The 22,154-nt window shown below is 58.2% G+C and carries 21 protein-coding genes; 16 read left to right on the top strand and 5 right to left on the bottom strand.

Going from position 1 to position 22,154, the window contains the following annotated elements; all coding sequences use genetic code 11:
• Positions 1-2: 2 nt before the first annotated feature.
• On the top strand, positions 3-941 hold the full coding sequence (locus ACVHNU_RS12405; RefSeq protein ID WP_473019865.1) for a FecR family protein: 939 nt from the start codon (positions 3-5) through the stop codon (positions 939-941).
• 332 nt (positions 942-1,273) lie between these two features.
• On the opposite strand, the gene ACVHNU_RS12400 is transcribed toward ACVHNU_RS12405, so the two are convergent.
• Both ACVHNU_RS12400 and gspH read right to left on the bottom strand, forming a co-directional pair.
• Positions 1,274-1,882, bottom strand: a complete 609-nt coding sequence (locus ACVHNU_RS12400; protein ID WP_473019864.1) for a prepilin-type N-terminal cleavage/methylation domain-containing protein — start codon at positions 1,880-1,882, stop codon at positions 1,274-1,276.
• Complete coding sequence (gene gspH / locus ACVHNU_RS12395) at positions 1,879-2,331, bottom strand: type II secretion system minor pseudopilin GspH (RefSeq protein ID WP_473019863.1); 453 nt, start codon at positions 2,329-2,331, stop codon at positions 1,879-1,881. Before gspH ends, ACVHNU_RS12400 begins: the two co-directional genes overlap by 4 nt.
• 133 nt (positions 2,332-2,464) lie before the next feature.
• Here gspH and ACVHNU_RS12390 point away from each other — a divergent pair, with 133 nt between their 5' ends.
• The 6 genes from ACVHNU_RS12390 to ACVHNU_RS12365 all read left to right on the top strand — a co-directional run bounded on the left by ACVHNU_RS12390 (position 2,465) and on the right by ACVHNU_RS12365 (position 8,026).
• Positions 2,465-2,902 carry a type II secretion system protein N gene (locus ACVHNU_RS12390; RefSeq protein ID WP_473019862.1) on the top strand — a complete coding sequence of 146 codons (438 nt, stop codon included), beginning with the start codon at positions 2,465-2,467 and terminating at the stop codon, positions 2,900-2,902.
• 117 nt (positions 2,903-3,019) lie between these two features.
• Positions 3,020-4,360 carry a PD-(D/E)XK nuclease domain-containing protein gene (locus ACVHNU_RS12385; protein WP_473019861.1) on the top strand — a complete coding sequence of 447 codons (1,341 nt, stop codon included), beginning with the start codon at positions 3,020-3,022 and terminating at the stop codon, positions 4,358-4,360.
• A 7-nt stretch (positions 4,361-4,367) separates the two neighbouring features.
• Positions 4,368-5,540 (top strand): hypothetical protein, encoded by a 1,173-nt coding sequence (locus tag ACVHNU_RS12380; RefSeq protein ID WP_473019860.1) that lies wholly within the window; start codon positions 4,368-4,370, stop codon positions 5,538-5,540.
• A complete protein-coding gene (locus ACVHNU_RS12375; protein ID WP_473019859.1) occupies positions 5,537-6,223 on the top strand; it encodes a hypothetical protein in 687 nt (228 codons plus the stop codon). Before ACVHNU_RS12380 ends, ACVHNU_RS12375 begins: the two co-directional genes overlap by 4 nt.
• Before the next feature lie 279 nt (positions 6,224-6,502).
• Entirely contained in the window at positions 6,503-7,030 is a 528-nt protein-coding gene (locus ACVHNU_RS12370) for a hypothetical protein (RefSeq protein WP_473019858.1), read from the top strand.
• Between the two features lie 444 nt (positions 7,031-7,474).
• Complete coding sequence (locus ACVHNU_RS12365) at positions 7,475-8,026, top strand: GIY-YIG nuclease family protein (RefSeq protein ID WP_473019857.1); 552 nt, start codon at positions 7,475-7,477, stop codon at positions 8,024-8,026.
• Between the two features lie 255 nt (positions 8,027-8,281).
• Here ACVHNU_RS12365 and ACVHNU_RS12360 read toward each other — a convergent pair whose 3' ends face one another.
• Positions 8,282-8,767, bottom strand: a complete 486-nt coding sequence (locus ACVHNU_RS12360; protein ID WP_473019856.1) for a toll/interleukin-1 receptor domain-containing protein — start codon at positions 8,765-8,767, stop codon at positions 8,282-8,284.
• Positions 8,768-9,562: 795 nt separating this feature from the next.
• Between ACVHNU_RS12360 and ACVHNU_RS12355 the strand changes: the two genes are divergently transcribed.
• Positions 9,563-9,922, top strand: coding sequence for a DUF6124 family protein (locus ACVHNU_RS12355; RefSeq protein WP_095136351.1), 360 nt, complete (start codon positions 9,563-9,565; stop codon positions 9,920-9,922).
• Between the two features lie 246 nt (positions 9,923-10,168).
• Here the strand turns inward: ACVHNU_RS12355 and ACVHNU_RS12350 are convergent, their stop codons facing one another.
• Together ACVHNU_RS12350 and gspI are read right to left on the bottom strand one after the other, a co-directional pair.
• Positions 10,169-10,807, bottom strand: a complete 639-nt coding sequence (locus tag ACVHNU_RS12350; RefSeq protein ID WP_047293947.1) for an EcsC family protein — start codon at positions 10,805-10,807, stop codon at positions 10,169-10,171.
• 245 nt (positions 10,808-11,052) lie between these two features.
• Positions 11,053-11,427 carry a type II secretion system minor pseudopilin GspI gene (gene gspI, locus ACVHNU_RS12345; protein ID WP_473019855.1) on the bottom strand — a complete coding sequence of 125 codons (375 nt, stop codon included), beginning with the start codon at positions 11,425-11,427 and terminating at the stop codon, positions 11,053-11,055.
• Between the two features lie 148 nt (positions 11,428-11,575).
• Here gspI and gspG point away from each other — a divergent pair, with 148 nt between their 5' ends.
• From gspG to ACVHNU_RS12305, 8 genes are all read left to right on the top strand, one after another.
• Positions 11,576-12,034 (top strand): type II secretion system major pseudopilin GspG, encoded by a 459-nt coding sequence (gene gspG, locus ACVHNU_RS12340; RefSeq protein WP_041062388.1) that lies wholly within the window; start codon positions 11,576-11,578, stop codon positions 12,032-12,034.
• Between the two features lie 8 nt (positions 12,035-12,042).
• Entirely contained in the window at positions 12,043-12,996 is a 954-nt protein-coding gene (gene gspK, locus ACVHNU_RS12335; protein ID WP_473019854.1) for a type II secretion system minor pseudopilin GspK, read from the top strand.
• Complete coding sequence (gspL, locus tag ACVHNU_RS12330; RefSeq protein ID WP_473019853.1) at positions 12,993-14,177, top strand: type II secretion system protein GspL; 1,185 nt, start codon at positions 12,993-12,995, stop codon at positions 14,175-14,177. Before gspK ends, gspL begins: the two co-directional genes overlap by 4 nt.
• Complete coding sequence (gene gspM / locus ACVHNU_RS12325) at positions 14,170-14,718, top strand: type II secretion system protein GspM (RefSeq protein WP_473019852.1); 549 nt, start codon at positions 14,170-14,172, stop codon at positions 14,716-14,718. Before gspL ends, gspM begins: the two co-directional genes overlap by 8 nt.
• Complete coding sequence (gene gspD, locus ACVHNU_RS12320) at positions 14,715-17,096, top strand: type II secretion system secretin GspD (RefSeq protein WP_473019851.1); 2,382 nt, start codon at positions 14,715-14,717, stop codon at positions 17,094-17,096. Before gspM ends, gspD begins: the two co-directional genes overlap by 4 nt.
• 671 nt (positions 17,097-17,767) lie before the next feature.
• Positions 17,768-19,174 (top strand): type II secretion system ATPase GspE, encoded by a 1,407-nt coding sequence (gene gspE / locus ACVHNU_RS12315; protein ID WP_473019850.1) that lies wholly within the window; start codon positions 17,768-17,770, stop codon positions 19,172-19,174.
• Complete coding sequence (gspF, locus tag ACVHNU_RS12310; protein ID WP_473019849.1) at positions 19,174-20,385, top strand: type II secretion system inner membrane protein GspF; 1,212 nt, start codon at positions 19,174-19,176, stop codon at positions 20,383-20,385. Before gspE ends, gspF begins: the two co-directional genes overlap by 1 nt.
• Before the next feature lie 473 nt (positions 20,386-20,858).
• Positions 20,859-21,971, top strand: coding sequence for a substrate-binding domain-containing protein (locus ACVHNU_RS12305; RefSeq protein WP_473019848.1), 1,113 nt, complete (start codon positions 20,859-20,861; stop codon positions 21,969-21,971).
• Positions 21,972-22,154: the final 183 nt, after the last annotated feature.

Raw genomic sequence — 22,154 nt, 5'->3', positions numbered from 1 at the left:
GTTTGAACATCTTTCGACTGACACCTGCCAAGCCATCGGCGGCCGACAATCTGCACAGCGAAGCCCACGACTGGCTGGTCCTGCTGACCTCCGGCCGCGCCACCGTGGCCGACGCCCGGGCGTTGCGCGACTGGTGCGCGCAAAGCGCCGAACATGCCCGCGCTTTCGAAGAGGCCAAGGTGTTGTGGCACAACCTGCAGCCTGCCGCTGAAATGCTGCAATCGCCTCGGCGCTTCGGTCGCCGGGCGTTTCTCGGTGGCGCCATCGCGGCGTCGGCGGCGTTTTTGCTGGTGCGTGGAACGATTCCCGGTGGCTTCGAAGGGCTCGGCGCCGATTACATCACCGAAGTCGGCCAGCAGAAGCGTTTCGAACCGGCCGATGGCGTAAGCCTGGAGCTCAATACCCAGACCCGTATCAACCAGCGCTCTGACGATGATGGTGTGCAAGGTTTTGAGCTGGTCAGCGGCGAAGTCGAAGTACAGACCGCGCGGTTGCCATTGGCGATGCAGGCCGGAGGAGGGTGGTTGCGGGCGAGTCAGGCGCGGTTCAACCTGCGTAACACCGATCAGCAAGTGTGCGTGACTTGCCTTGATGGTTCGGTGGACGTCAATGTCGATGGTCGCAGCCTGCGCTTGCAGCCAGGTGAGCAACTGACCTACGACGCGCAGCAAGTGGGCGCAGTGCAAAGCGTCGACACCGCAGCGGTGATGAACTGGCGCCAACAAGTGCTGGTGTTCAACGGCGCAACCCTCAGCCAGATGATCGACGAGATCAACCGCTACCGCCCCGGCATGTTGCTGCTGCTCAACCGCGAACTCGGCCAACGCCGCGTCCAGGCCCGCTTCAGCCTCGACCAACTCGCCGGCGTTGCCCTGCTGATCCGCGACGCCTACGGCGTCAAATGCACCGAACTCCCCGGCGGCGTCGTCGTCCTCAGCTAACCCCAATCCCACCACCCCCTGTGGGAGCGAGCTTGCTCGCGAAGGCGGCCTTCCAGCCAACTCATCTCTCTCAGACTGCATACCATCCACTTGTAGGAGTGAGCCCGCTCCCGATGACGGCCCGACAGCCGACCAATATCTACCGGCTTGTGGGTGCTGGCCTCTACCAGCGATGACAGCTCACAAACCAACCATTCCCCAACTGACCAGACCACAATCCAATTGTGGGAGCGGGCTTGCTCGCGAAGACGCCCGTTCAACCACATCATCATCAACTGACCCACCGCCTTCGCGAGCAAGCCCGCTCCCACAGAGTTTTGCAGTGATGCTAGCTACTGCAGCGGCCCCATCACCTGCCGATACCGCTCCACCCCCTGCGCCGTCTCCCGCGTCAACCGAACCTCCAACCCCAACGGATCCTCCCGCCGATTACCACTCAACTGCCGCCAACCCTTATCCACCTCCCAAACCCGCACCTGCACATCACTCACCCCATCCAACACCGCCACCCCGCCAGTCGGCGCCGGCAACGGATACCGACTCCGCGCCTCAGCCACCGCCCGATACAACGTATCCCCCTTGACCCACCAACGCACCCGCTGCAAAGCCCCAGGCTGATCCGCCGCACTGCGAATAATATCCAGCCGAAACCCCTTGCTATCACTGCTCCGCACCGTCAGCGCAGGCGGTGCACTCGGCGGCTCATCATCCACGCCAACCTTCTTCGGCTCAGTCAATTCAATCCCCGCACGCATCTCCACATCACGCTGCAACTGATTCAATGCCCGCAACAAACTGTCGCTTTGTTCACTGCTCGCCTGCAAATGACTGTCCGCCCGCGTCACACTGTCCAGCCCGCGCCAGGCAATCAAACTGACAACCGCCATCAGCAAAATAGCGACCATCACCTCGATCAGGGTAAAGCCCCGTTGATCGTTCATTGCACACTGATCCTGCCACTGGCATCGCGCAGCACACTCAGCCGATTGAGCCCATCAGACAAGGTCAATCGCAGCGGCGGATTGATCCACTCGGCGTTAAGCACAACCTTCTGCTTCGGCTCCACCCGCACCTCCAGCTTCGGACTCTGCCAGGTGCGCGGCCGCAACTGCGGATCATCCTTGAAATGCTCAAAACCCCGACCACCGTCACTGCGCCGACTGAAGCGAAAGCCCTTGCCATCGCTCAGCCACACAATCGGCCGGCCATCCGCCCGCGCCTCGGCCTGAGCCACCTGCAGCAACTGCGCCACCCGCTCGGCGTCCTTGCGCAGCAACTGCAGCGGATCCGGCTTGATACTCAGGCTGATCGCCGCACTGGCAATCCCGATGATCACCAGCACCACCATCAACTCGATCAGCGTAAAGCCCTGTTGCTTACCCACATTCATCGGTTGCGCGCTCCGTTGCGTCCTGCCCCGTCCCAAAAAAACATCCTGCACGGCCAACATGTAAGACGTGTGAAATAAAACCGTGAGAATTGCCGCGTAGCCTGTCAGCAGGGACTAAAAGGAGATTCAGCCCATGATGCTCACCACCCGCATATCCCCCCCGCAAACCGTCCAGGCCCTCGCACTGCTCGCCGCCCTGGTCGGCGTGGCGACCTGGTCGTCGCTACTCCTGACCTCCGCCGAATCCCACACCCCACCAGCCCCCCCGCAAATGCTCGCGGCGCGCAGTGACAGCCCGGCGTTGCAGTGGTTTTCCAATCAGACGGCGCCGGTGGACATCAAGGTGAGCGGGGTGATGGCGGGGAGTCGCGGAGCGGTGGCGATTTTGAGTTTGAACGATGGACCGCCGCGGAGTTTTTTGCAGGGGGAGAGGGTGGGGCCTGGGGTGAAGTTGGTGGCGGTGGAGGGGGATGGGGTGGTGATTGAGCAGGGGGGGGAGAGGGTGCGGTTGGGGGTGGAGAGGTTGGGGGATATAGTGGAGTTGCCGAGGCTGATACGAACTGATTTGTAGCTTCAAGTCGTATTTCTGTCGTTTGGTCGATGCTGCTTTAAATGTCTCTGTAGTAGCAGAGAGCTGGCGAGCAACGATTGCTTGTGGTCTCTGTCTGTCTGAGGCGGCTCGTCGTGAATGGAAAGCATCAGTAAGACGCTCAGTTGCCTCAAGAGCGAATGGGTTTCCCGATTTTTGGCCTGGATTCACTGGGTTTTAAAGATTTGCGTTTTAGATGGGTTAAACCTCCGGACTCCTCTCACCACGACAGGTGATGCACGGGCATTCCACATCAGTTGGTGGCCGGGGACAATGTTTTACGGTAACTTGTACTGGCATGAGGCCACATTAAAAGAAGGACGCACCTTCACGGCACGGGGCCAACGCTCCCTATCCGGTACCGTCCTGCGCATATCTTTCGTGACAGGAACGACCATGTCAGGCGGCGAAACCGAAAAAATTGCGAGGCTCGCGGAGCTTGTTTCCAGCGACATCTTCAACTTCTTCCGTTGGAAGAAAGAGGGTCCTGCCAACCTCAACTTCGCCTGTGTGAAGAAGGAAACACACGCACCCTTGAAGAAGTCTGAGCACACGCACCCGACTGACGTGGTGTTCAAGTACGCAGACCCTTATCTGAACAAAGCCGTCTACCTTCATACCGATTTGAAGAGCTACGCGGTGGGCTCAATCACGCTGGACTCGATCAAGAAGGCCTTGAAATCCCTGGGCAAGACCATCGACTGTGCGCGTGCTTCGACGGAGTGGCAGACGCGCTACCACCTGGCAAAGCGTGAGAGGTATGAGGTTCGTGGGATGCTGTTCGTGTACAACCACGACGACGAGTACGACAAGAATTTCTACGATCACTTCAAGGACTACAAGGGCGAGAACCTGCACATCAAGGATTCTCAGCAGATTCATATCGTCGAGCCTTCACTGATCAATTACCTGAAGACGCTGCAGGTCGATGTGAATGCCCTCAGGGCGGCACGTACATTTCCGAAGGACAACTACACCTTCTATTACCCTGACCTCGTTTTGCACAAGGCCAGTGGCGAGTACTGGGAGCGTGCAGCCACTGCTGAGCTCATCGCTTCGCCGTACATGATCATCCACCACAAGGAGGTGATCTCGTACTGCGAAAAGGCCATGAAGCCGACTGAAACATATAGCGAAGGCTACCTGATCTACTATCGCCGCGATGGCAGCAGTGAGATCGAGTTTCGGTACCTCTTTGACGCCCTGTCCAGGTTCCAGATCCTCAACGCCAACAAAGACTTGAAGATCCGGATAAGGGTTGCCAATCGCTACCATCACAGCAGCATCCTCAGCAACTTCAACGCTGCCATCAACAGCTACGTCACTGAGTGGGGCGAAGACGAGAATCGCAAGCGGAAACTGCAGGCGATCGAACTGGACATCGTGAATCACGCGATTCCGAACTATAAGCCCGAAGCGATCGGCTGGGAGCGAGACTGACATGAGAATGGGTAGCCTGTACTTCGCGTCCGACAAAGCGATCTATGACGCGCTCACGCAGCGAAGCCTGACGAGCGCTGAGCTCCGGAAGGTCTTTCTCTCCAGGGGAATTGTGATCTCCAACGAGTCAGACAAAAAATTCCTGGCCAATCGGTTCAGTGCCCTGTTCCACGACTACTACGACTATCGGAACCTGTCGCTCCTGGTAGGTGGCCGTGACAGTCGTGAGAAGACCACGAATGTGGTCGTTACCACGGCGGTCACAAAAGATCAGCTGACCGACGCGCTTACCTCCGTCAAGGAATGGCTTGTGGATGGCCAGCACGAGCAGGCTGAAGTAGCCATCCATGGCGATCAGCTCAAGCTCACCGTCAAATACCAGAAGCTTGATCTGAGCCAGGCGGAGTTCCGCCAGGTCGTCGAGAAGACGGCGGAGGTCATCCTTGAGAAGCAGGGCAGCGGCTGGAAAATCACCGGCCCCATGAACGAGAAATTCAAGGACATCACCGATCAGTTGTATTCCCAGATCGAGATTGTCACTGAAAAGGATGTGTCGACCCGCACCATCTCCCTGGAGGCAATCCCGGACGCCGGCATCAGGACAAATTTCCTTCGCAGCTTAATCCGCAACCTCAAGGACATGGAGGTGGTCGATGTTGTCGACGTCTCCACATTCAACCCTAAAGATCGAGATGATGATGACCTGGATCTCAGTGATGAGGCGTTGGTGATCGAGGATGCGGTTGAGTTTGACTCAGAAGATGAGGGTGAAGAGGGGGAAGGTAGTGACCCTGAAAGCGAGCTGGCGAGGCCCCAGCTAGAAGCCAGGGTTCACAAGATCATCCGCATCGACAAGGCATCTCTGAAAGGCAAGGGGGTCTTGGAGTCCAAGCAGCTGATGGAGCTTGAGGGCCACGGTTTTTACCTGTGGAAGATTCGGTGGACTGCTCGCGAGAAGCTTGTAGGGTCAGAGATCGTCCAGTTTGAGGCTCAGTTTGGTAATCAGGCCGAGTACTGCGATTTCTCCTACATCGTGAAAGGGGTCTACAACTACAACAACGGGAAATACGCCAAGAATCTGGTGCGTGCGGAGCCGGTGTTTGAGCAGAAGCTCAAGATCCGCTTGGAGGAAGCGGCGCAGAAGACACTGGACGACATCGAAAGGAGCTTGATGGCATGAAGTCAAAGCGGCTGAAGCTCTGGGTTCTGACCGCTCGCATTGACTTTCAGACCCTTGTATATGGCCTTCGACAGCAGCCGTTCAACGACGAGAATCGGCTCGGTGTCGAGATTCTTGAAATCCTGGATGGCAAGGCCACCTTTCGGTATCACGAGCAGCGGGATATCACTCAGTCGTTCACGAACCCTCTAGGTGAGACGGTCGAGTCGAGTTACTCGACGTTCATCAGCTTTGACATGGTGTTCGAGTCGCTGGGGCCGGATCGTTATTCGATCTGCATGAGTTCGCCGCCCAAGGATCTGAAGCCCTTCGTAGACCTCATGCGGGCGGCAACCGGGACGAACTTCGCACTGGAGATAGTGAAACCGGACATCTCTTCGGTTTATCAGCAGCTCAAGTCGGACAAGCGCTTCACCAGGGTCATGGCCAAGCGGATCGTTTCTGGAGTAGTGACGTTCGACATCGAAAGTAGCTACCGGGTCGATATTGCATCGACGGGGAACGCAATGGCGAAGTTGTTAGAGATTACGCGGGGCGGCGCGGCTCCGATCGAGAAGATTAAAATCGCCTACACGTACGACTCAAGGCCTGTTCAGATTGAGCTCTCGCGCTCAGGTGTAATTGCAGTGTCTTGGGATGATGAGGAGCATCTACACCTGCTGATAAGCCTCTTGATCCGGTAGAAAATATAGTGGTTACTAAAAAATGGGTTGATTAGAATAAGTCGCACTCTTTAAAGTTTTTTGTGTTAATCGATATTTAAGTATTTTATAAAAGGATCTCTAGCTTTGAGCTATAGTGCTGCAATTGAGGACTTAAGGGGAAGGGCTAAGCGTTCAAGGCGCTCTAGGTTATATATCGCTGTCGGTCTGATATGTTTAATTAATTTTGCTGTAGTTGCGGTGTATACCTCAAGTCAATCGAACGAGTATTCCTATCGACGGCTCGGTGAAAAAATCTCTATGAATGCAATTCGCGATCCTGGGATTTTCATACGGAAATCTAGCGATCTCCTCGAAAAAATTTATCCTGATAGCCTCGTGGAAATGGGGAGAGGAATGGATGGGGAAGAAGTAAGGAAGGAAAAGTTCACTTCCGAAGATCGTTCTGCTTACATGCGAGAATTAGAGCGATTAGTTTCTTTTTATGAGCGTGCGCAAACGGCTTATGCTAAGCAGGTGTTAGTGCAGGATAGGCAGGTTGGTTGGACGGATGCAATATCTTCTGTCGCATTTACTTTTGGTGCTATCGCTATCTCAATTCTTCTTTTTCAAACGGGTATTTCTTTTATTAGGTACTACTCGCAGCTCGCGGAGCTATATGACTCGCAGGCGAGTGCGCTGTTAGCGGCGAACAACGATCCAGATAAGTTTATTAGTTTTTTTCAAATACTTTCACCTTCTTCGGTCACGTTTGGGAAAACTCCGCTAAGTATGTATGAAAAAGCATTTGATGTTCTCGCGGCAACGAGGGATAGGGCAGTGAAGTAGGCTGTAGCTCAATTTGCAGAGAAGCTGTGCAAGTTGGCTAGTGGTTTAGAGGTAAGGAGTGCTTCTATAAGCAAGCATAGAGGTGGAAAACATTAGCAGGCTCTTTCCTCATGCTTTTTCGGCTTCATTGATATGATCTTGTAGCGCGTTTTTGGCATGGATGCGTTAATCACATGCAGACTATTACTCAAACTGCCGGATAGCCTTCTTGCTGTGCCTGAAACATTCAGTCGGAGTGAATTTTTCACCTACAGCAGATGTTGTTATTGCTAGGAAGCGAGCTTATTTTCTTGCAGTATACAAATTTAAAAATTAGGAGGCGCTATGAATTTTTCCTTAATCTGTCCAGCAGTTTTCCTGCGGTCGAGATTGGTAAAAGTTTTCAGAAAATTTACAATATGCTTTTTGTTCAGGATGAAATGTTATTAAATCTAAGGTGTTCAGGTGAGTAATTTTGATAAGGAATGGGTGCTGTTCGGTCCGCGGACTGGGTACTCCGTAGATGGTGAAGCAGGTGAGGGACTATATTTCATATATTGTGAAGAGCCTAGCTCTATAAAGATTGGAATTTCAACGTCTCCCTTGATCCGCCTTTCAAATCTAGGAACTGGTTCTCCAAGTGAGCTACATTTGATGTTTTACTCTAGGATGTTTGGCAAGTCAGCAGAGAAGACATTACACCAGTTGCTCCGCGACCATAATCGGACGGGCGAGTGGTTTCACTGGAATGATGAAGTGCAGGGGTTTGCGCTCGGTATTATATTTGCGGTGTCGGGCGCTATTCAGGTTTCTTGGCCATTTTCATCTGATTGTGATCGCTCCATGTTTGTCGCAGAAGTGGATTGGGCTCATGGTTTTCTGGACCCAGAAAAAAATTGGAGCTTGGAAGCCATTACAGCATTAAGCGGTGAGAGCGCTTTTGATTTATTTAAAAGCTGGAGCAATGTAGCCCTTGCTCGTATAAATGAATTAGAAACAGATGTGCCTGATCGATGAAATGTTTTTTATTAGACGGCCTCAGGGCCGTCGTTGTCTTGAAAAATTAGATGCCAAATCGAAGTAAATAAAAATCAGGCGAAAATTAAGGTGGACCTATTTCCAAAAAATAAATCCGCCTCCAAAGGAATGTCCGAAGTGGGTGCTTAGCCAGAGTTAAACAGACCCGGTCGATACAGATCTGTTTGTTTAATGGCTTTATAGTTTTGTATCGATTAGCGTTATACATATAACAAGCCGGGAAACGCAAAGAAGCTAAAGCGCGACCAATTCTGCGATTTTTGCAGCGACTATCGCCAACGAGTCTTCCGCAGTATCCAAGCCGCTGCGAGAGGCAAGCAAGGGACTTACGTTGCGCAGAGCCTCATACGTTGTTTGGTGCACTATAGGAACGAGCTGGTTACCCGCCAAGAGCGCCGAAAGCTCCTTGTCGGCGACACTCTCTTTAGGTAGACGGGCTAATAAAGCGGGGGTAACTAGCACAAGCCCGATTCGCGAATTTGCTAAACCTTTGTCGATCGCGCGCATCATCGGAACGCCCAGACCAAGGTCTTTTTCGCTGAACCATACTTTGACTCCTGCCGCCACGAGCAACTCGTGTAATTCTTTGGCTGGCCCCTGTCGATCATCCCACGCGTGGCATAGAAAGACATCTCGAAGATCTGTTTGCTGCGTCGCCTTTGCCTCGATCGTTTCCCGGATTGGTGTTAGCGACTGCACTTGGGTGGACGTGTACGACACAGACGATTCAGGTCTTGACCAACGAGGCTTCGAACTACTACTGGATCTACCTACTCCACCGCCACCGGTTCCGCTATTGCGATAGATGTTTTCGCTGCTGCCCGAGGAGGAGTAGGACGAGCCATAGCCTCCATATCTGGAACTGGTGCGATATCGGCACGCGGGGCATGCGGCTGCGGCTGCCGCTGAGCTGTGTCCGCGTACTGGCGCCGTGCATCGAGACATATCTTGATCCTCAATTTGTAATTTTTATTCAGTTTGGATAACAAAGGTGTCCGTAATAATGAAGCTTTCGGCGTGGCGTTGAGCTTCATTCCTACAAGCATTTTGTTTACAGACAATAGCCCAGTGATTGAATTTCGCGAATATAAGGGAACAGGGAGATGTCCAGGGATAAAGAGCGGGTCTTTTTTATGAGACCGTACAGTAATGACGTACCGATAAACGCCAATGTTTAAAAAGACATTTCCCGACACTCTCTAAGGCCACACATCCTTGCGCCTTTGCCTACAGCTACGCCAGAATCCGCCGGCTTGTGCGCTTTGGGGGTGGGTTCTATTGTGGTCCGGTCGCTGACGAATCAGCGATCGGGTTTGGTAGCCCGGCTTGACTTGGCGCATAGCGTCACCCGATACAGGTCCTTTTGGGGCTGTGTATTTATGGTGGCCATGCGTAGGGCGTCTTCGGGCGCGCCGGTTCTCCAAGTCACCGGTCTACCAACCTTCGTATGGCCACCACCCCTTCGTTTGGTAGCGAAAGATGATGGCTCCTTTTCTATGATTTGGAGATTCACTCATGATCAAACCAACACCCAACCCGCCCGAAACCGCCTCGGTTTCCCCCTACGAATCCATCGATTCCAAAAAACTCCACGAAGCCGCCGACCGCGCGCTCGACCATTACCTCTGTCCGCCCGGTTCCACGCCGCCGCCACGTAAAACTCGCGGGATGTATGCCGTGACGGCGGACAACAAAACCGAAGAGCTGCTGGTGGATGCCAGTGAAACCCTCGCTTCGGCCAAAACCCTCGCGCAGAACATTGCCAGCTTGTTGCCGGTGTCGCAGCGTCATGCGCTGGCGGGGATTGCGCAGTTGATCATGCTCGGGGAGTTGGCGGTGAATCGGGCGTTGGATAATTTGCAATTGCCGGGGTGATGCGGGTGTCGGGATCATCTGGTGATTGATCGGGTGCTCATTCTGGCGCCTTCGCGAGCAGGCTCGCTCCTACAGGGTTTTATGCTGATCGCAGATTTTGTGTAAGTCACTGAAACCGGTGGGAGCCAAAGACAGAGGGGACGGATTTATTTTCGAAAAATAAATCCGTCCCCTCTGTCGCGTTTGCTGATTTTGGCTCTGCATTCCCTTGAAAACGGGAAATGCAGCTAACGCTGAGGTGGCCCGTTATGCAGTCGCCACATCTTTTGGTGTGAATGTATCGCGCGCTACATTACCGATGGTGTTAGTCGTGTAGGCATCGAAACTTCCGCCAATCAAGCCTCCCAGCAGCGGCACGGCTTTGCCAAGATTGATCACGCCTTTTTCACCAAACTTGGTGAACAGCTTGAAGCCGACCTTTTTGTTTATCTCGAGCAAGGTCTTGCCGGAAATCGACTTCACGGCATTCATCGCGAGTTTGTTGCCCACGACAATACCGATGTCTTTCAGCACTTCTTTGGCGGAGTTGGCGGTGAGACAGGCGAAAACGAGGGTCTTTACCTTGTCATCCTTCACGTCGTAGCCACCCAGGTGGGCGATGGCGGCGATCATGCGAATTTGCACGAAAAGCACACTTGTGATGTTGGCGGGCAACGCTACGGGCAGTGTAATCAATCCACCGAGGCCGGTAATGAAGCCTGAGGTGGCCGATTTGGTGTTTTGCCACCGAATCAGTGAGTTAGCTTGATCGTAAGCAGGGCTTTCTTCCTTGGCGTAGCTGGCTGCGAGCTCCTCGGCGGAATCAAGACCGGAGAACCCATTCACAGATCTCTCGTAGGCCCAATCAAGGACCTGCATTATCTTTTCTTGACTTATCAGTTCCATCTTCAGTCTCAGCGCATGAATAGTGGCCTTATGATGCCATGCCTGCCGGCTTATGTGCATCACTTCGCTTTGAACAAATTCCCTCCAAATACTTTCGCCGCCGCGCTGATGGCATAACTCCACTTTTTAAATACTCGCCCAGACCCCGCGATTACATGCAGCGGGACAGAGGGAACGCATTTGCGGGCTCGATAAACGCCAGCGTTTAAAAGGCAAAGTCAAAAGATCGCAGCCTTCGGCAGCTCCTACAGGGGGCGATTCAATAGGGTTTCCAGGCGGGCCAGAGGCGGGGCGTCTTGGTTGCGGTCGAAGACTTGGATGCCGACCTTTAGTAATCGGCCATTTTCGGCTGTTGCGATGGCTTGTTCGCAGCGCAATAGCAGGCGTCCTTGGTCACAGTCCTGCGCCTTTACTCCTATCGGCAATCGACCTTCCAGTTGCAATTCGGCCATGCGTGTCTGCGCCGCAATCATCGCCACCGAGCGATCCCGCAAAATCCCGCTGCTCTGCGTCATCAACCCCGCCACGCGCACAGCCGCCGACATCGCCACGGCAATGATCGCCAGCGCCACCAGCACTTCAATCAGGGTGAATCCGCTTTCTCGGGAGCGAGTAGGCATATAAGGCCCAAAACCAGAACACAGCCCTCGACCCTAACCCGCGTCCTTGACGGCTTGACGACGAAAACTCCCGAGGATTTTCAACATCCCTGACATATCTTCTTGCAACACTGCGCGTCGAATCGAATCAAGCCAAGGGAATGTCGAGATGGATATCGCGCAGTTCAAACAGCCCGGACGACCGAGCCGGATGCCCCGAGGGCAGCAGGGTTTTACCCTGATCGAGATCATGGTGGTGGTGGTGATTCTCGGGATTCTGGCGGCGATGGTGGTGCCCAAGGTGCTGGATCGGCCGGATCAGGCGCGCGCCACGGCGGCGAAGCAGGATATTGGCGGTTTGATGCAGGCGCTGAAGTTGTATCGCCTTGATCACGGCACTTATCCGAGCATGACTCAGGGTTTGAAAGTGCTGGTGGAGCGGCCGGCGGATGCGAAGAACAGTAACTGGCGTTCGTACCTGGAGCGTTTGCCGAATGACCCATGGGGTCGTCCTTATCAGTACCTCAACCCCGGCGCGAATGGCGAGATCGATATCTTTTCTCTCGGTGCCGACGGTCAGCCTGACGGCGACGGCGTGAATGCCGATATCGGTTCCTGGCAGCTGTAAGGCCGGTGATGAACAGCCAATCGAACCAGCAGGGGATGGCGATCATCAGTGCGCTGTTGATCGCGGCGGTGGTCGCGGTGATTGCGGCGGGGATGTTGACCCGGCAGAGCGTTTCGACCCGGGCGCTGGAGGCGGATCAGCAGCGGGTGCAGGGGCGCTGGGTGTTGCACGGCGGGCTGGAGATCAGCCGGCAATTGCTCTGGGATGCGCGGCAGCGTGATCCGTTGACCCGGCTCGATCAGCCGTGGGCGCAGCGCTTGAATGCGCAGGGTTTCGAGGGGCGGCTGGAGGATGAGCAGGGCAAGTTCAACCTGCGCAATCTGGTGGCCAACGAGCGTATCGACGAGGGGCAGGTGCAGGCGTTTCAGCGGTTGTGCGGGTTGATCGGTATCAGCGCCGGGTTGAGTCAGCGCATCAGTCAGCGGGTGATCGGCTCTTATCCGTATCTGCTGAACCCGCAGATTGCCGAAAACACAGCGAGCAAAAACGCCTTTGACAGTGGCCGCGCCACGTCGCCGAATGCGTCGCGCAAGCCACAGAATCCGAAGTTGCCGATGCTGCGCAGCGTCGATGATCTGCGCAGTGTCGAGGGCGTGAATGACGCGGTCATCGGCAAACTGGCGCCGTACCTGACGGTGATTCCGGCGACCACCTGGCTCAATGGTAATACCGCCACCGCGCCGGTGCTGGCTGCGTATGTGCCGGGGTTGTCGCTGGAGCGGGCGCAGGCGCTGATCAATGAGCGCGATGCCGGGCGCTGGTTCATCAACCGTGGCGATTTCGTCAATCGCTTGCGCATGCCGAATCTGGAGCTGACCAGCGTCAAGGTCGGCATCACCAGCGACTGGTTTCGTCTGCGCGGCGAGGCGCGGCGTGATCAGCGCCGAGTCAGTCTCGATGCGTTGCTGCACCGCAGCGAGGATCGGCTGCCGCAGGTGATCTGGTCGCGGGTGGGCGTATGAGTCAGTTGCGTGTGAGTTTGCCGCCACTGGAGGGGTTGAGTCTCGACAGTGAGATGGAATGCGCGTGGCTGGACCGGCAGGGGCAGGTCATTCGTGAGCAGCGTCTGACCTTTACTCAACTGGGGCAGTCAGCGAAGCAGCCAGCGCTGAGCGGTTTTCTGCATCCGGCGGACAGCCTGCTGGCGAGCATCGACCTGCCGCCATTGCCGGCGAACAAGACCGCAGCGGCGGTGCAATGCGCGGCACAGGCCTTGATGCTCGGCGACTGCAATGACATGCACATCGCTCACAGTTCGCGGGATGAAGCGGGGCAGGTGCAGATCGCCTGGGCGCCGCGTCAGCGTTTGCAGCATTTGGGGCAACTGCTGAAGCAGGCCGGCCTGAATCTGCGCGGTCTGTACCCGGCGGCGTATAGCTTGCCGGTGCTGCCGGGCACGGTGGCCTGTCGGCAGGACGGGCATTTGTTGCTGCGCGAAAGCGTGCAGGTGGCGCGGGTGCAGCCGCTGTTCGACGACGAGATTGGCGACTGGCTGCTGACCTGCGGCACGCCGCTGCACTGGATCGGTTCGGCACCGCCGCCGCAAGCGCAATTACCGATGGCTGAGGCGCAGCGCTGGACCGGGCCGTTGCCCGGTTGGGGCCTGCAGGGTGCGGTGCAACAGCAGCGCAGCGAGCATCGCGGTTGGGGCCGGGCGCTGGGGCTGTGCGCATTGGCGGTGGCGGTGTGGGTCATCGGCTTGAACCTGTATGCCGCCCGTGAAGCCAGTCAGGGCCAGCAGCTCAAGGCGCAGATGGCGCAGCGGGTGAAGCAGGCCTTCCCCGAGTTGCCGGTGATCCTCAATCCTCTGCAGCAGGCGCGTCAGCAATTGGCGGCGCGGCAGAAGGGTGCGGCGGAGGATCCGGCGCAGCCGTTCAATCGGCTGGTGTTGCAGGCCGGCAGTGGCATGCCGTTCATGGCCGGCACGGTCGAGCGCCTGACGTTTGTCGACGGCACCTTGCAGTTGAGTCTGCTGGCGGATGCCCGGCGCAGCGCCAATGACAAGGACAAGGATTGGCAAGCCGCATTGGCTCAGGTCGGGATCAGTGCGACGGCCGATGATGAAGGCTGGCTGCTGCGCCCGAGCGACGAAGTCACCACCCCCGACGACAGCGCTGACGACAGCGGAGCAGAAGATGAATAAGGCATCGCTCGCGGTTTATCGCGCCCGTTGGCAGCGTTTCAGCGCGCAACTTCAGGCGCGCTGGCAAGCGCTGGCCCTGCGCGAAAAACGCATGGTCGGCGGCATGGTGGTGGTGCTGCTGTCGCTGTTGGTGTGGGTCGTATTGATCCAGCCGCCGCTGAAAAAAATCACTTACTGGCAAAGCGAAACGCCGAAGTTGCGCGCGCAGACCGAAGCCCTTGAAGTGCTGTTGCGCGAGGTCAGCGTACGCCCCGAGGGGCAAAGTCTTGCGCAGTCTCTTGAGCAGACACTGCAGGCCAGCGGTCTGGCCGGGCACTATCAATTACAGGCCGGGGAGGCCGGCGCGTGGCAGTTGACGTTCGACGCGGCGCCGGCCGATGCGCTGCTCGACTGGCTGTTGAGCAACCCGGCACAACTTTCTCTGCAAGTGGTCGAGGCCCGTCTGCAACGCGCCGACAACGCTTCGACCGAAGTCACCGCCGGCACATTGTCAGGCACCGTTCGCATGGATCAGGCGCTGGGCGCTAAGGAAGCTTCATGAAGGGGTCAGGATCCAAACCGGCGCGCATGGCGTTGCCGATGCTGCTGATGGCGTTGAGCGCGTGCAGCAACACCACCACGCCGCCGAACCAGCCGCCATTGCTGGTGGACAGCGAACTCGGCCGGCCACTGGCCAACACCCAGCGCAGCGGTGATGCGCTGCTCGATCGTCAACGCGCCCAGGCGCAAGCGGCGCCGCAACCACGGCAGATGCACAACATCACTGAGCGTGCGCGCAGTGGCGCGGCTCCGCGCAGCAACACGCTGGCGAGCAACCCGTTGGGTGATCAGCCGGTGACGCTGAATTTTGTCGATGCCGATATTCAAGCGGTGGTGCGTGCGCTGTCGCGCTCGACCGGTCAGCAGTTTCTGGTCGACCCTCGGGTCAAGGGCAGCCTGACGCTGGTGTCGGAAGGTCAGGTGCCGGCGCGCCAGGCTTACGACATGTTGCTCGCGGCGTTGCGCATGCAGGGCTTCAGCGTGGTCGATGTCGGCGGCGTCGCGCAGGTGGTGCCGGAGGCCGATGCGAAACTGCTCGGCGGGCCGATCTACAGCGCCGACAAACCGGCCGGCAACGGCATGCTCACGCGCACCTTTCGCCTGCAATACGAGAACGCGGTGAACCTGATTCCGGTGCTGCGCCCGATCGTGTCGCCGAACAACCCGATCAATGCCTACCCGGGCAACAACACCATCGTCGTCACCGATTACGCCGAGAACCTGACTCGCGTCGCCCAGTTGATCCAGACCATCGACAGCCCGAGCGCAATCGACACCGACGTGGTGCAGATCCAGAACGGCATCGCCGCTGACATCGCGCCGATGGTCGCGGATCTGCTCGACGCGCCGGGCAACGATCCGACGCAGAAAATCGCGGTGATTGGCGACCCGCGCTCCAACACCATCATCATCCGCGCCGGCAGCCCCGAGCGCACCGAGCTGGCGCGCAATCTGATCTACAAACTCGACAACGCGCAGAGCAATCCGAGCAACCTGCACGTGGTTTATCTGCGTAACGCGCAAGCGGCGAAACTGGCGCAGGCCTTGCGCGGACTGCTGACTGGCGAGAGCGACAGCGGCAGCAGCGACAGTGCGCGCTCGGTGCTCAGTGCCATGGGCAGCAACGGCAACAACAATGGCGGTTCGAGCGCGCAGAGCGGCACGCAAACCAGTGGTAACACTTCGACCACGTCGAGCACTGGCAGCACCGGCGGCAGTTACGCGCAGGGCAGCAGTTCGACTGGCAGCGCCGGCAAACAGGCCAGTGAACAGAACGTTGCGTTCAGCGCCGGCGGGGTGACGATTCAGGCTGATGCCACCACCAACACCTTGCTGATTTCCGCGCCGGACCCGTTGTATCGCAACCTGCGCGAGGTCATCGATTTGCTCGACCAGCGCCGTGCGCAAGTGGTGATCGAGAGCCTGATCGTTGAGGTCGGCGAAGACGATGCCAGCGAGTTTGGCGTGCAGTGGCAGACCGGTAATCTCGGCGGCAAAGGTGTGATCGGCGGGGCGAACCTCGGTGGGTCAGGGATCAATCTCAACGGCAAGACCAGTCTCGATGTGCTGCCGCAAGGCTTGAACGTCGGCTACGTCAACGGCACCGTCGACATCCCCGGCATCGGCAAGATCCTCGACCTGAAAGTGTTGGCCCGGGCGTTGAAGAGCAAGGGCGGCACCAACGTGCTGTCGACGCCAAACCTGCTGACCCTCGATAACGAAGCGGCGAGCATTTTTGTCGGCCAGACCATTCCGTTTGTCAGCGGCAGCTACGTTACTGGCGGCGGTGGCACCAGCAACAACCCGTTCCAGACCGTGACCCGTGAAGAGGTGGGTTTGAAGTTGAATGTGCGGCCACAGATTTCCGAGGGCGGGACGGTCAAGCTCGATATCTATCAGGAGGTCAGCAGCATCGACGAGCGCGCTTCGGCCAGCGCGGCGTCGGCGGGCATCGTCACCAACAAACGGGCGATCGACACCAGCATCCTGCTCGACGACGGCCAGATCATGGTTCTCGGCGGCTTGCTGCAGGACGGCTACAGCCAGAGCAACGAAGCGGTGCCATGGCTGGGGACGCTGCCGGGGATCGGTGCACTGTTTCGCAACGAACGCCGGGCGATCACCAAGACCAACCTGATGGTGTTCCTGCGCCCGTATATCATCCGCGACAGCGAAGCGGGGCGCAGCATCACCCTCAACCGCTACGACTTCATGCGCCGCGCCCAGAGCGGGCTGCAACCGGAGCGCAGTTGGGCAATGCCGGACATGCAGGCGCCGCAGTTGCCGACGGCGGCGCAGGGGGTTCCGGCGGTGGCACCAGGGACGGGGCCGAGAGCGACGATCAAGGCTGTGCCGATCGAAGGGAGCACACGCTTTTGAATCCCTCCATCAATCTGAAAATTTACTCTGTGGTGAGGGGATTTATCCCCGATGGGCTGCGCAGCAGACCCAAAACCTGCTACCCCATTCTTCCAGATACACCCTGCATGCCGGATTTACGGGGGCTTCGCCCCCGAGCGGGAGCAAGCTCCCTCGCCACACAAACATGTCCAGACCCTGGAGTTGGGGAGGGCATGAGATGAGTGCGCTTCCCTGCGCTTGGTCCAAGGCCATGAACTCGGCCCGCAAGCTGAAAAACATTCCTGTGGCGAGGGAGCTTGCTCCCGCTGGGCTGCGCAGCAGCCCTAAAGCCAATGCACGCGGTGAGTCAGATGTATTCGGAAGTCAGGTTTCGGGGCTGCTGCGCAGCCCATCGGGGATAAATCCCCTCACCACAGGAACACCTCCAGGCAGAGAGATTGGGGAGGTTTTGAGATGAGTTCGCTTCCCTACGCTTGGTCCAAGGCCAGGAACTCGGCCCGCAAGCTGAAAAACATTCCTGTGGCGAGGGAGCTTGCTCCCGCTGGGCTGCGCAGCAGCCCCAAAGCCTGCTACCCCATTCTTCCAGATACACCCTGCATGCCGGATTTACGGGGGCTTCGCCCCCGAGCGGGAGCAAGCTCCCTCGCCACAAAAACATGTCCAGACCCTGGAGTTGGGGAGGGCATGAGATGAGTGCGCTTCCCTACGCCTGGGCCAAGGCCCAGCGCATTCTGTTGTGCGACGGCGTGCTGACCGTGTGCCCATCGACGCCCGGCTGGTCGATCAGTGAGGTGCGGCGCCAGTTCGGTGAAACCTCGCTCAAGCGCGTGCGCGACGACGAGCTCGACGGCTTGCTCGCCACGGCTTATGCCGACACCGGCAGCGCCGCCGCTGTGGTCGGTGCGGCGGAGAACGAAGTGGATCTCGATCGGCTGATGCAGGACATGCCGGAAATCACCGATCTGCTCGACACTCAGGACGGCGCGCCGGTGATCCGCATGATCAACGCCTTGCTCACCCAGGCCGCGCGCGACGAGGCCAGCGACATTCACATCGAACCGTTCGAAACCCATTCGGTGGTGCGCTACCGGGTCGACGGCACGCTGCGTGATGTGGTCTCGCCGCGCAAGGCGCTGCACGGTGCGCTGGTGTCGCGGATCAAGATCATGGCCCAGCTCGACATCGCCGAAAAACGCTTGCCGCAGGACGGCCGTATCGCGCTGCGTGTGGCTGGGCGGCCGATCGATATTCGCGTGTCGACCGTGCCCACCGGGCATGGCGAACGCGTTGTCATGCGCTTGCTCGACAAGCAGGCCGGGCGCCTGCATCTGGAAACCCTGGGCATGGATGCGCAGGTGCTGGCCAAACTCGATCATTTGATCCGCCAGCCCCACGGCATCGTGCTGGTCACCGGACCCACCGGCAGCGGCAAGACCACCAGCCTGTACGCTGCGCTGGCGCGCCTGGATGCCAGCACCAGCAATATCCTTACCGTCGAGGACCCGGTGGAGTACGACCTGCCGGGGATCAGCCAGATTCAGGTCAACGCCAAGATCGACATGACGTTTGCCCTGGCCTTGCGGGCGATTCTGCGCCAGGACCCGGACATCATCATGATCGGCGAGATCCGCGATCTGGAAACTGCACAAATCGCCGTGCAGGCGTCGCTCACCGGTCACCTGGTGTTGGCGACGCTGCACACCAACGACGCGGTGTCGGCGGTCAATCGCTTGATCGACATGGGTGTCGAGCCGTTTCTGCTGGCCTCGTCGATGCTTGGTGTGCTGGCCCAGCGGCTGGTGCGACGCCTTTGCAAAGAGTGCAAACAGGAAGACCCAGCAGCGCCGGGGACGTGGCGCCCGGTGGGCTGCGCCGCCTGCAATCACACCGGCTACAGCGGTCGCACCGGCATCCACGAATTGTTCTGCATCGACGACGACATCCGCACCCTGATTCACCAAGGGGCAGGGGAGCAGGCCTTGCGTGCGGCGGCGGCAAAGGCCGGGATGTTCAGCCTGCGCGAGGACGGTGAGCGCTGGATTCGCAGCGGTGCCACCGCGCCTGAAGAAATTCTCCGTGTGACCCGGGACGCCTGATGAATCGCTATCGTTTTGAAGCTGCCGACGCCACTGGCAAGATCGAGTCCGGGCATCTGGAAGCCGACAGTCAGGGCGCCGCGTTTGGCGTGTTGCGCAGCCGTGGGTTGACCGCGTTGTCGGTGCACAAGGAGAGCAACGTCGCCCAGCATGGCGGCGGTGGTCTGTTCAGTGCACGCCTGTCGGATAACGATCTGGCTTGGGCTACGCGGCAACTGGCGAGTCTGCTCGGGGCCAGCCTGCCGCTCGAGGCGGCACTCAGCGCAACGGTGGAGCAGGCCGAGAAAAAACACATCGCCCACACCCTCAGCGCGGTGCGTGCCGACGTGCGCAGCGGCATGCGTCTGGCCGAGTCGCTGGCCGCACGGCCACGGGATTTTCCGGAGATCTACCGCGCGCTGATCGCCGCCGGGGAGGAGTCCGGTGATCTGGCGCAGGTGATGGAGCGACTGGCCGACTACATCGAGGAGCGCAACAACCTGCGCGGCAAGATTCTCACCGCGTTTATCTACCCCGGCGTGGTCGGGCTGGTGTCGATCGGCATCGTGATTTTCTTGCTCAGCTATGTGGTACCGCAGGTGGTCAGTGCGTTTTCCCAGGCGCGTCAGGACTTGCCGGGGCTGACGTTGGCGATGCTCACCGCCAGTGATTTCATTCGGGCGTGGGGCTGGCTATGTGCGGCGCTGATCGCGGGTGCTTTCTGGAGCTGGCGCCTGTACCTGCGCAATCCGGCGGCACGTTTGAGTTGGCATCATCGGGTGCTGAAATTGCCGCTGATCGGACGTTTCGTTCTGGGCCTGAACACCGCGCGTTTCGCCTCGACGCTGGCGATTCTCGGCGGTGCCGGCGTGCCGTTGTTGCGGGCGCTGGAGGCGGCGCGGCAGACGCTACCGAATGATCGCCTGAGTCTGAGTGTCAGCGATGCGACAGCCAAGGTTCGTGAAGGGGTGAATCTTGCGGCGGCGCTGCGAGTGGAGAACGTATTCCCGCCGGTATTGATTCACCTGATCGCCAGCGGCGAGAAAACCGGCGCACTGCCGCCGATGCTCGAACGGGCGGCGCAGACCCTGTCCCGCGATATCGAACGGCGGGCAATGGGCATGACCGCGTTGCTCGAGCCGCTGATGATCGTGGTGATGGGCGGGGTGGTGCTGGTGATTGTGATGGCGGTTTTGTTGCCGATCATTGAGATCAATCAATTGGTGCAGTAGTGGTGTGCCTGAGGGTTTGAGGTTGTCTGGACTGGCCTCTTCGCGAGCAAGCCCGCTCCCACATTTGAAATGCGTTCCCCCTGTGGGAGCGGGCTTGCTCGCGAAGAGGCACATCAGGGCAATAAATTATTCAGACTTTTTACCAGGACTTCAGCCTCACCCGACCCTCATTCCCCCCATCCTCGGGTTCTCCTTTCTGTCATCTGCAACCACCCCGCAACGGCTGCAGCCAGTTTCAGCAAAACCCCCGATCCAGACCCCTCGCAATCCCGCGCAAACACCCGAGAAAACCACCGGAAAATCGGCGCGCAGCTCCCGAGGTTTTTTCCTTTATCTGTCACCGGAAACTGCGAATTTCTCAGTGCGACTTAACCACGGACCCCGCTTGCGAAGGTCGGCGGTGAGTCTTCCCAGTGTCATGCAAGACCCCTGAAAACCTGTGTTCACAACCATCGTTGAAAAGGAGATTCTTCATGTTCAAGCGCACTCTGATCGCAGCTTCCCTGACCGTCGCCGCGCTGGCTTCCGCTCAAGCCATGGCCGTTACCGGTGGTGGCGCTACTCTGCCAGCCGCTCTGTACAAAGGTTCGGCCGACAGCATCCTGCCTGCCAACTTCAGCTACGCCGCCGTGGGTAGCGGTGCCGGCAAGACTGCCTTCCTGACCAACGTTGCCACTGGCTTCGGCACCACCGGTACTGTGCACTTCGCCGGTAGCGACTCGATCCTCAGCGCTGCGGAAATCAGCACCTACAACACCACCTACGGCGCTTCGTACGGCCCGCTGATTCAACTGCCGTCGGTGGCCACTTCGGTTGCCATCCCGTACAAAAAAGCCGGCCAGACCGCGCTGAACCTGACCAGCGCTCAGCTGTGCGATGCGTTCTCCGGTGCCAAAACCACTTGGGGCCAGTTGCTCGGCACGACTGACACCACACCGATTCGCGTTGTTTACCGCAACGTTTCCAGCGGCACTTCGGAAATCCTCAGCCGTCACTTGAACTCGGTCTGCCCGACTCAGTTCGCCACCAACTCGACCTTCACCAACGCGCGTCTGCCAGCCGGTTCGGCACTGCCGTCGAACTGGGTCGGCGTCGCCAACACTTCTGATGTCGCCACTACCGTGAACGCGGTTGACGGCTCGATCGGTTATGTCGGTCCGGACGGTGTCGACGCCACCAGCAACGCTGTTGTTGCTCGCGTTAACGGCGTTCAGCCAACTTCGCTCAACGTCACTCTCGCACTGTCGTCGGTGTCCGCTCCTTCGACCCCGGCCCAGGTTGCAAACCCTGCCAACTGGTCGCCAGTGGTGGCTAACCCGGCTTCGGGCTACAAACTGGCTGCCTACACCAACTTCATCTTCGGTCAGTGCTACAAGGATGCAGCCGTGGCCGCGGACGTCAAAGCCTTCCTGACCCAGCACTACAGCAACCCGGGCAACAACACTGCGACCCAGGCCCACAAGTTCGTCGCCGTGCCTAATGCCTGGAAAACCGCTGTGACCGCCAACTTCATCACCAACACTTCGGGCAACAACCTGGACATCAACAACGCCAGCGTCTGCAACGCTATCGGTCGTCCTTTGTAAGCTCGCGCGGTCGTAACACCGATGACGGCAACCTTCGGGTTGCCGTCATTTTTTTTGGCTCGAATACACGCCGAACATGAAGTTTGTGTGACATCCGTTCGGTCGCGCCCTCCGCCAACGGCCTATGTCGTAACAGCAGGTTTTTGCGCGCCTGCGGCCATATGTGGCAATCAAAAAAGGATC

It is taken from the genome of Pseudomonas sp. Ors-4-3C (genome assembly GCF_055755035.1).
This window is presented reverse-complemented; position numbering and strand designations above follow the sequence as displayed.

What these genes read in the sequence shown, in the direction of transcription:
- ACVHNU_RS12400 (WP_473019864.1), bottom strand. Translation starts at nt 1,882, where the DNA reads ATGAACGATCAACGGGGCTTTACCCTGATCGAGGTGATGGTCGCTATT.
- gspH (WP_473019863.1), bottom strand. Translation starts at nt 2,331, where the DNA reads ATGAATGTGGGTAAGCAACAGGGCTTTACGCTGATCGAGTTGATGGTG.
- ACVHNU_RS12390 (WP_473019862.1), top strand. Translation starts at nt 2,465, where the DNA reads ATGATGCTCACCACCCGCATATCCCCCCCGCAAACCGTCCAGGCCCTC.
- ACVHNU_RS12385 (WP_473019861.1), top strand. Translation starts at nt 3,020, where the DNA reads ATGGAAAGCATCAGTAAGACGCTCAGTTGCCTCAAGAGCGAATGGGTT.
- ACVHNU_RS12380 (WP_473019860.1), top strand. Translation starts at nt 4,368, where the DNA reads ATGGGTAGCCTGTACTTCGCGTCCGACAAAGCGATCTATGACGCGCTC.
- ACVHNU_RS12375 (WP_473019859.1), top strand. Translation starts at nt 5,537, where the DNA reads ATGAAGTCAAAGCGGCTGAAGCTCTGGGTTCTGACCGCTCGCATTGAC.
- ACVHNU_RS12370 (WP_473019858.1), top strand. Translation starts at nt 6,503, where the DNA reads ATGAATGCAATTCGCGATCCTGGGATTTTCATACGGAAATCTAGCGAT.
- ACVHNU_RS12355 (WP_095136351.1), top strand. Translation starts at nt 9,563, where the DNA reads ATGATCAAACCAACACCCAACCCGCCCGAAACCGCCTCGGTTTCCCCC.
- ACVHNU_RS12350 (WP_047293947.1), bottom strand. Translation starts at nt 10,807, where the DNA reads ATGGAACTGATAAGTCAAGAAAAGATAATGCAGGTCCTTGATTGGGCC.
- gspI (WP_473019855.1), bottom strand. Translation starts at nt 11,427, where the DNA reads ATGCCTACTCGCTCCCGAGAAAGCGGATTCACCCTGATTGAAGTGCTG.
- gspG (WP_041062388.1), top strand. Translation starts at nt 11,576, where the DNA reads ATGGATATCGCGCAGTTCAAACAGCCCGGACGACCGAGCCGGATGCCC.
- gspK (WP_473019854.1), top strand. Translation starts at nt 12,043, where the DNA reads ATGAACAGCCAATCGAACCAGCAGGGGATGGCGATCATCAGTGCGCTG.
- gspL (WP_473019853.1), top strand. Translation starts at nt 12,993, where the DNA reads ATGAGTCAGTTGCGTGTGAGTTTGCCGCCACTGGAGGGGTTGAGTCTC.
- gspM (WP_473019852.1), top strand. Translation starts at nt 14,170, where the DNA reads ATGAATAAGGCATCGCTCGCGGTTTATCGCGCCCGTTGGCAGCGTTTC.
- gspD (WP_473019851.1), top strand. Translation starts at nt 14,715, where the DNA reads ATGAAGGGGTCAGGATCCAAACCGGCGCGCATGGCGTTGCCGATGCTG.
- gspE (WP_473019850.1), top strand. Translation starts at nt 17,768, where the DNA reads ATGAGTGCGCTTCCCTACGCCTGGGCCAAGGCCCAGCGCATTCTGTTG.
- gspF (WP_473019849.1), top strand. Translation starts at nt 19,174, where the DNA reads ATGAATCGCTATCGTTTTGAAGCTGCCGACGCCACTGGCAAGATCGAG.
- ACVHNU_RS12305 (WP_473019848.1), top strand. Translation starts at nt 20,859, where the DNA reads ATGTTCAAGCGCACTCTGATCGCAGCTTCCCTGACCGTCGCCGCGCTG.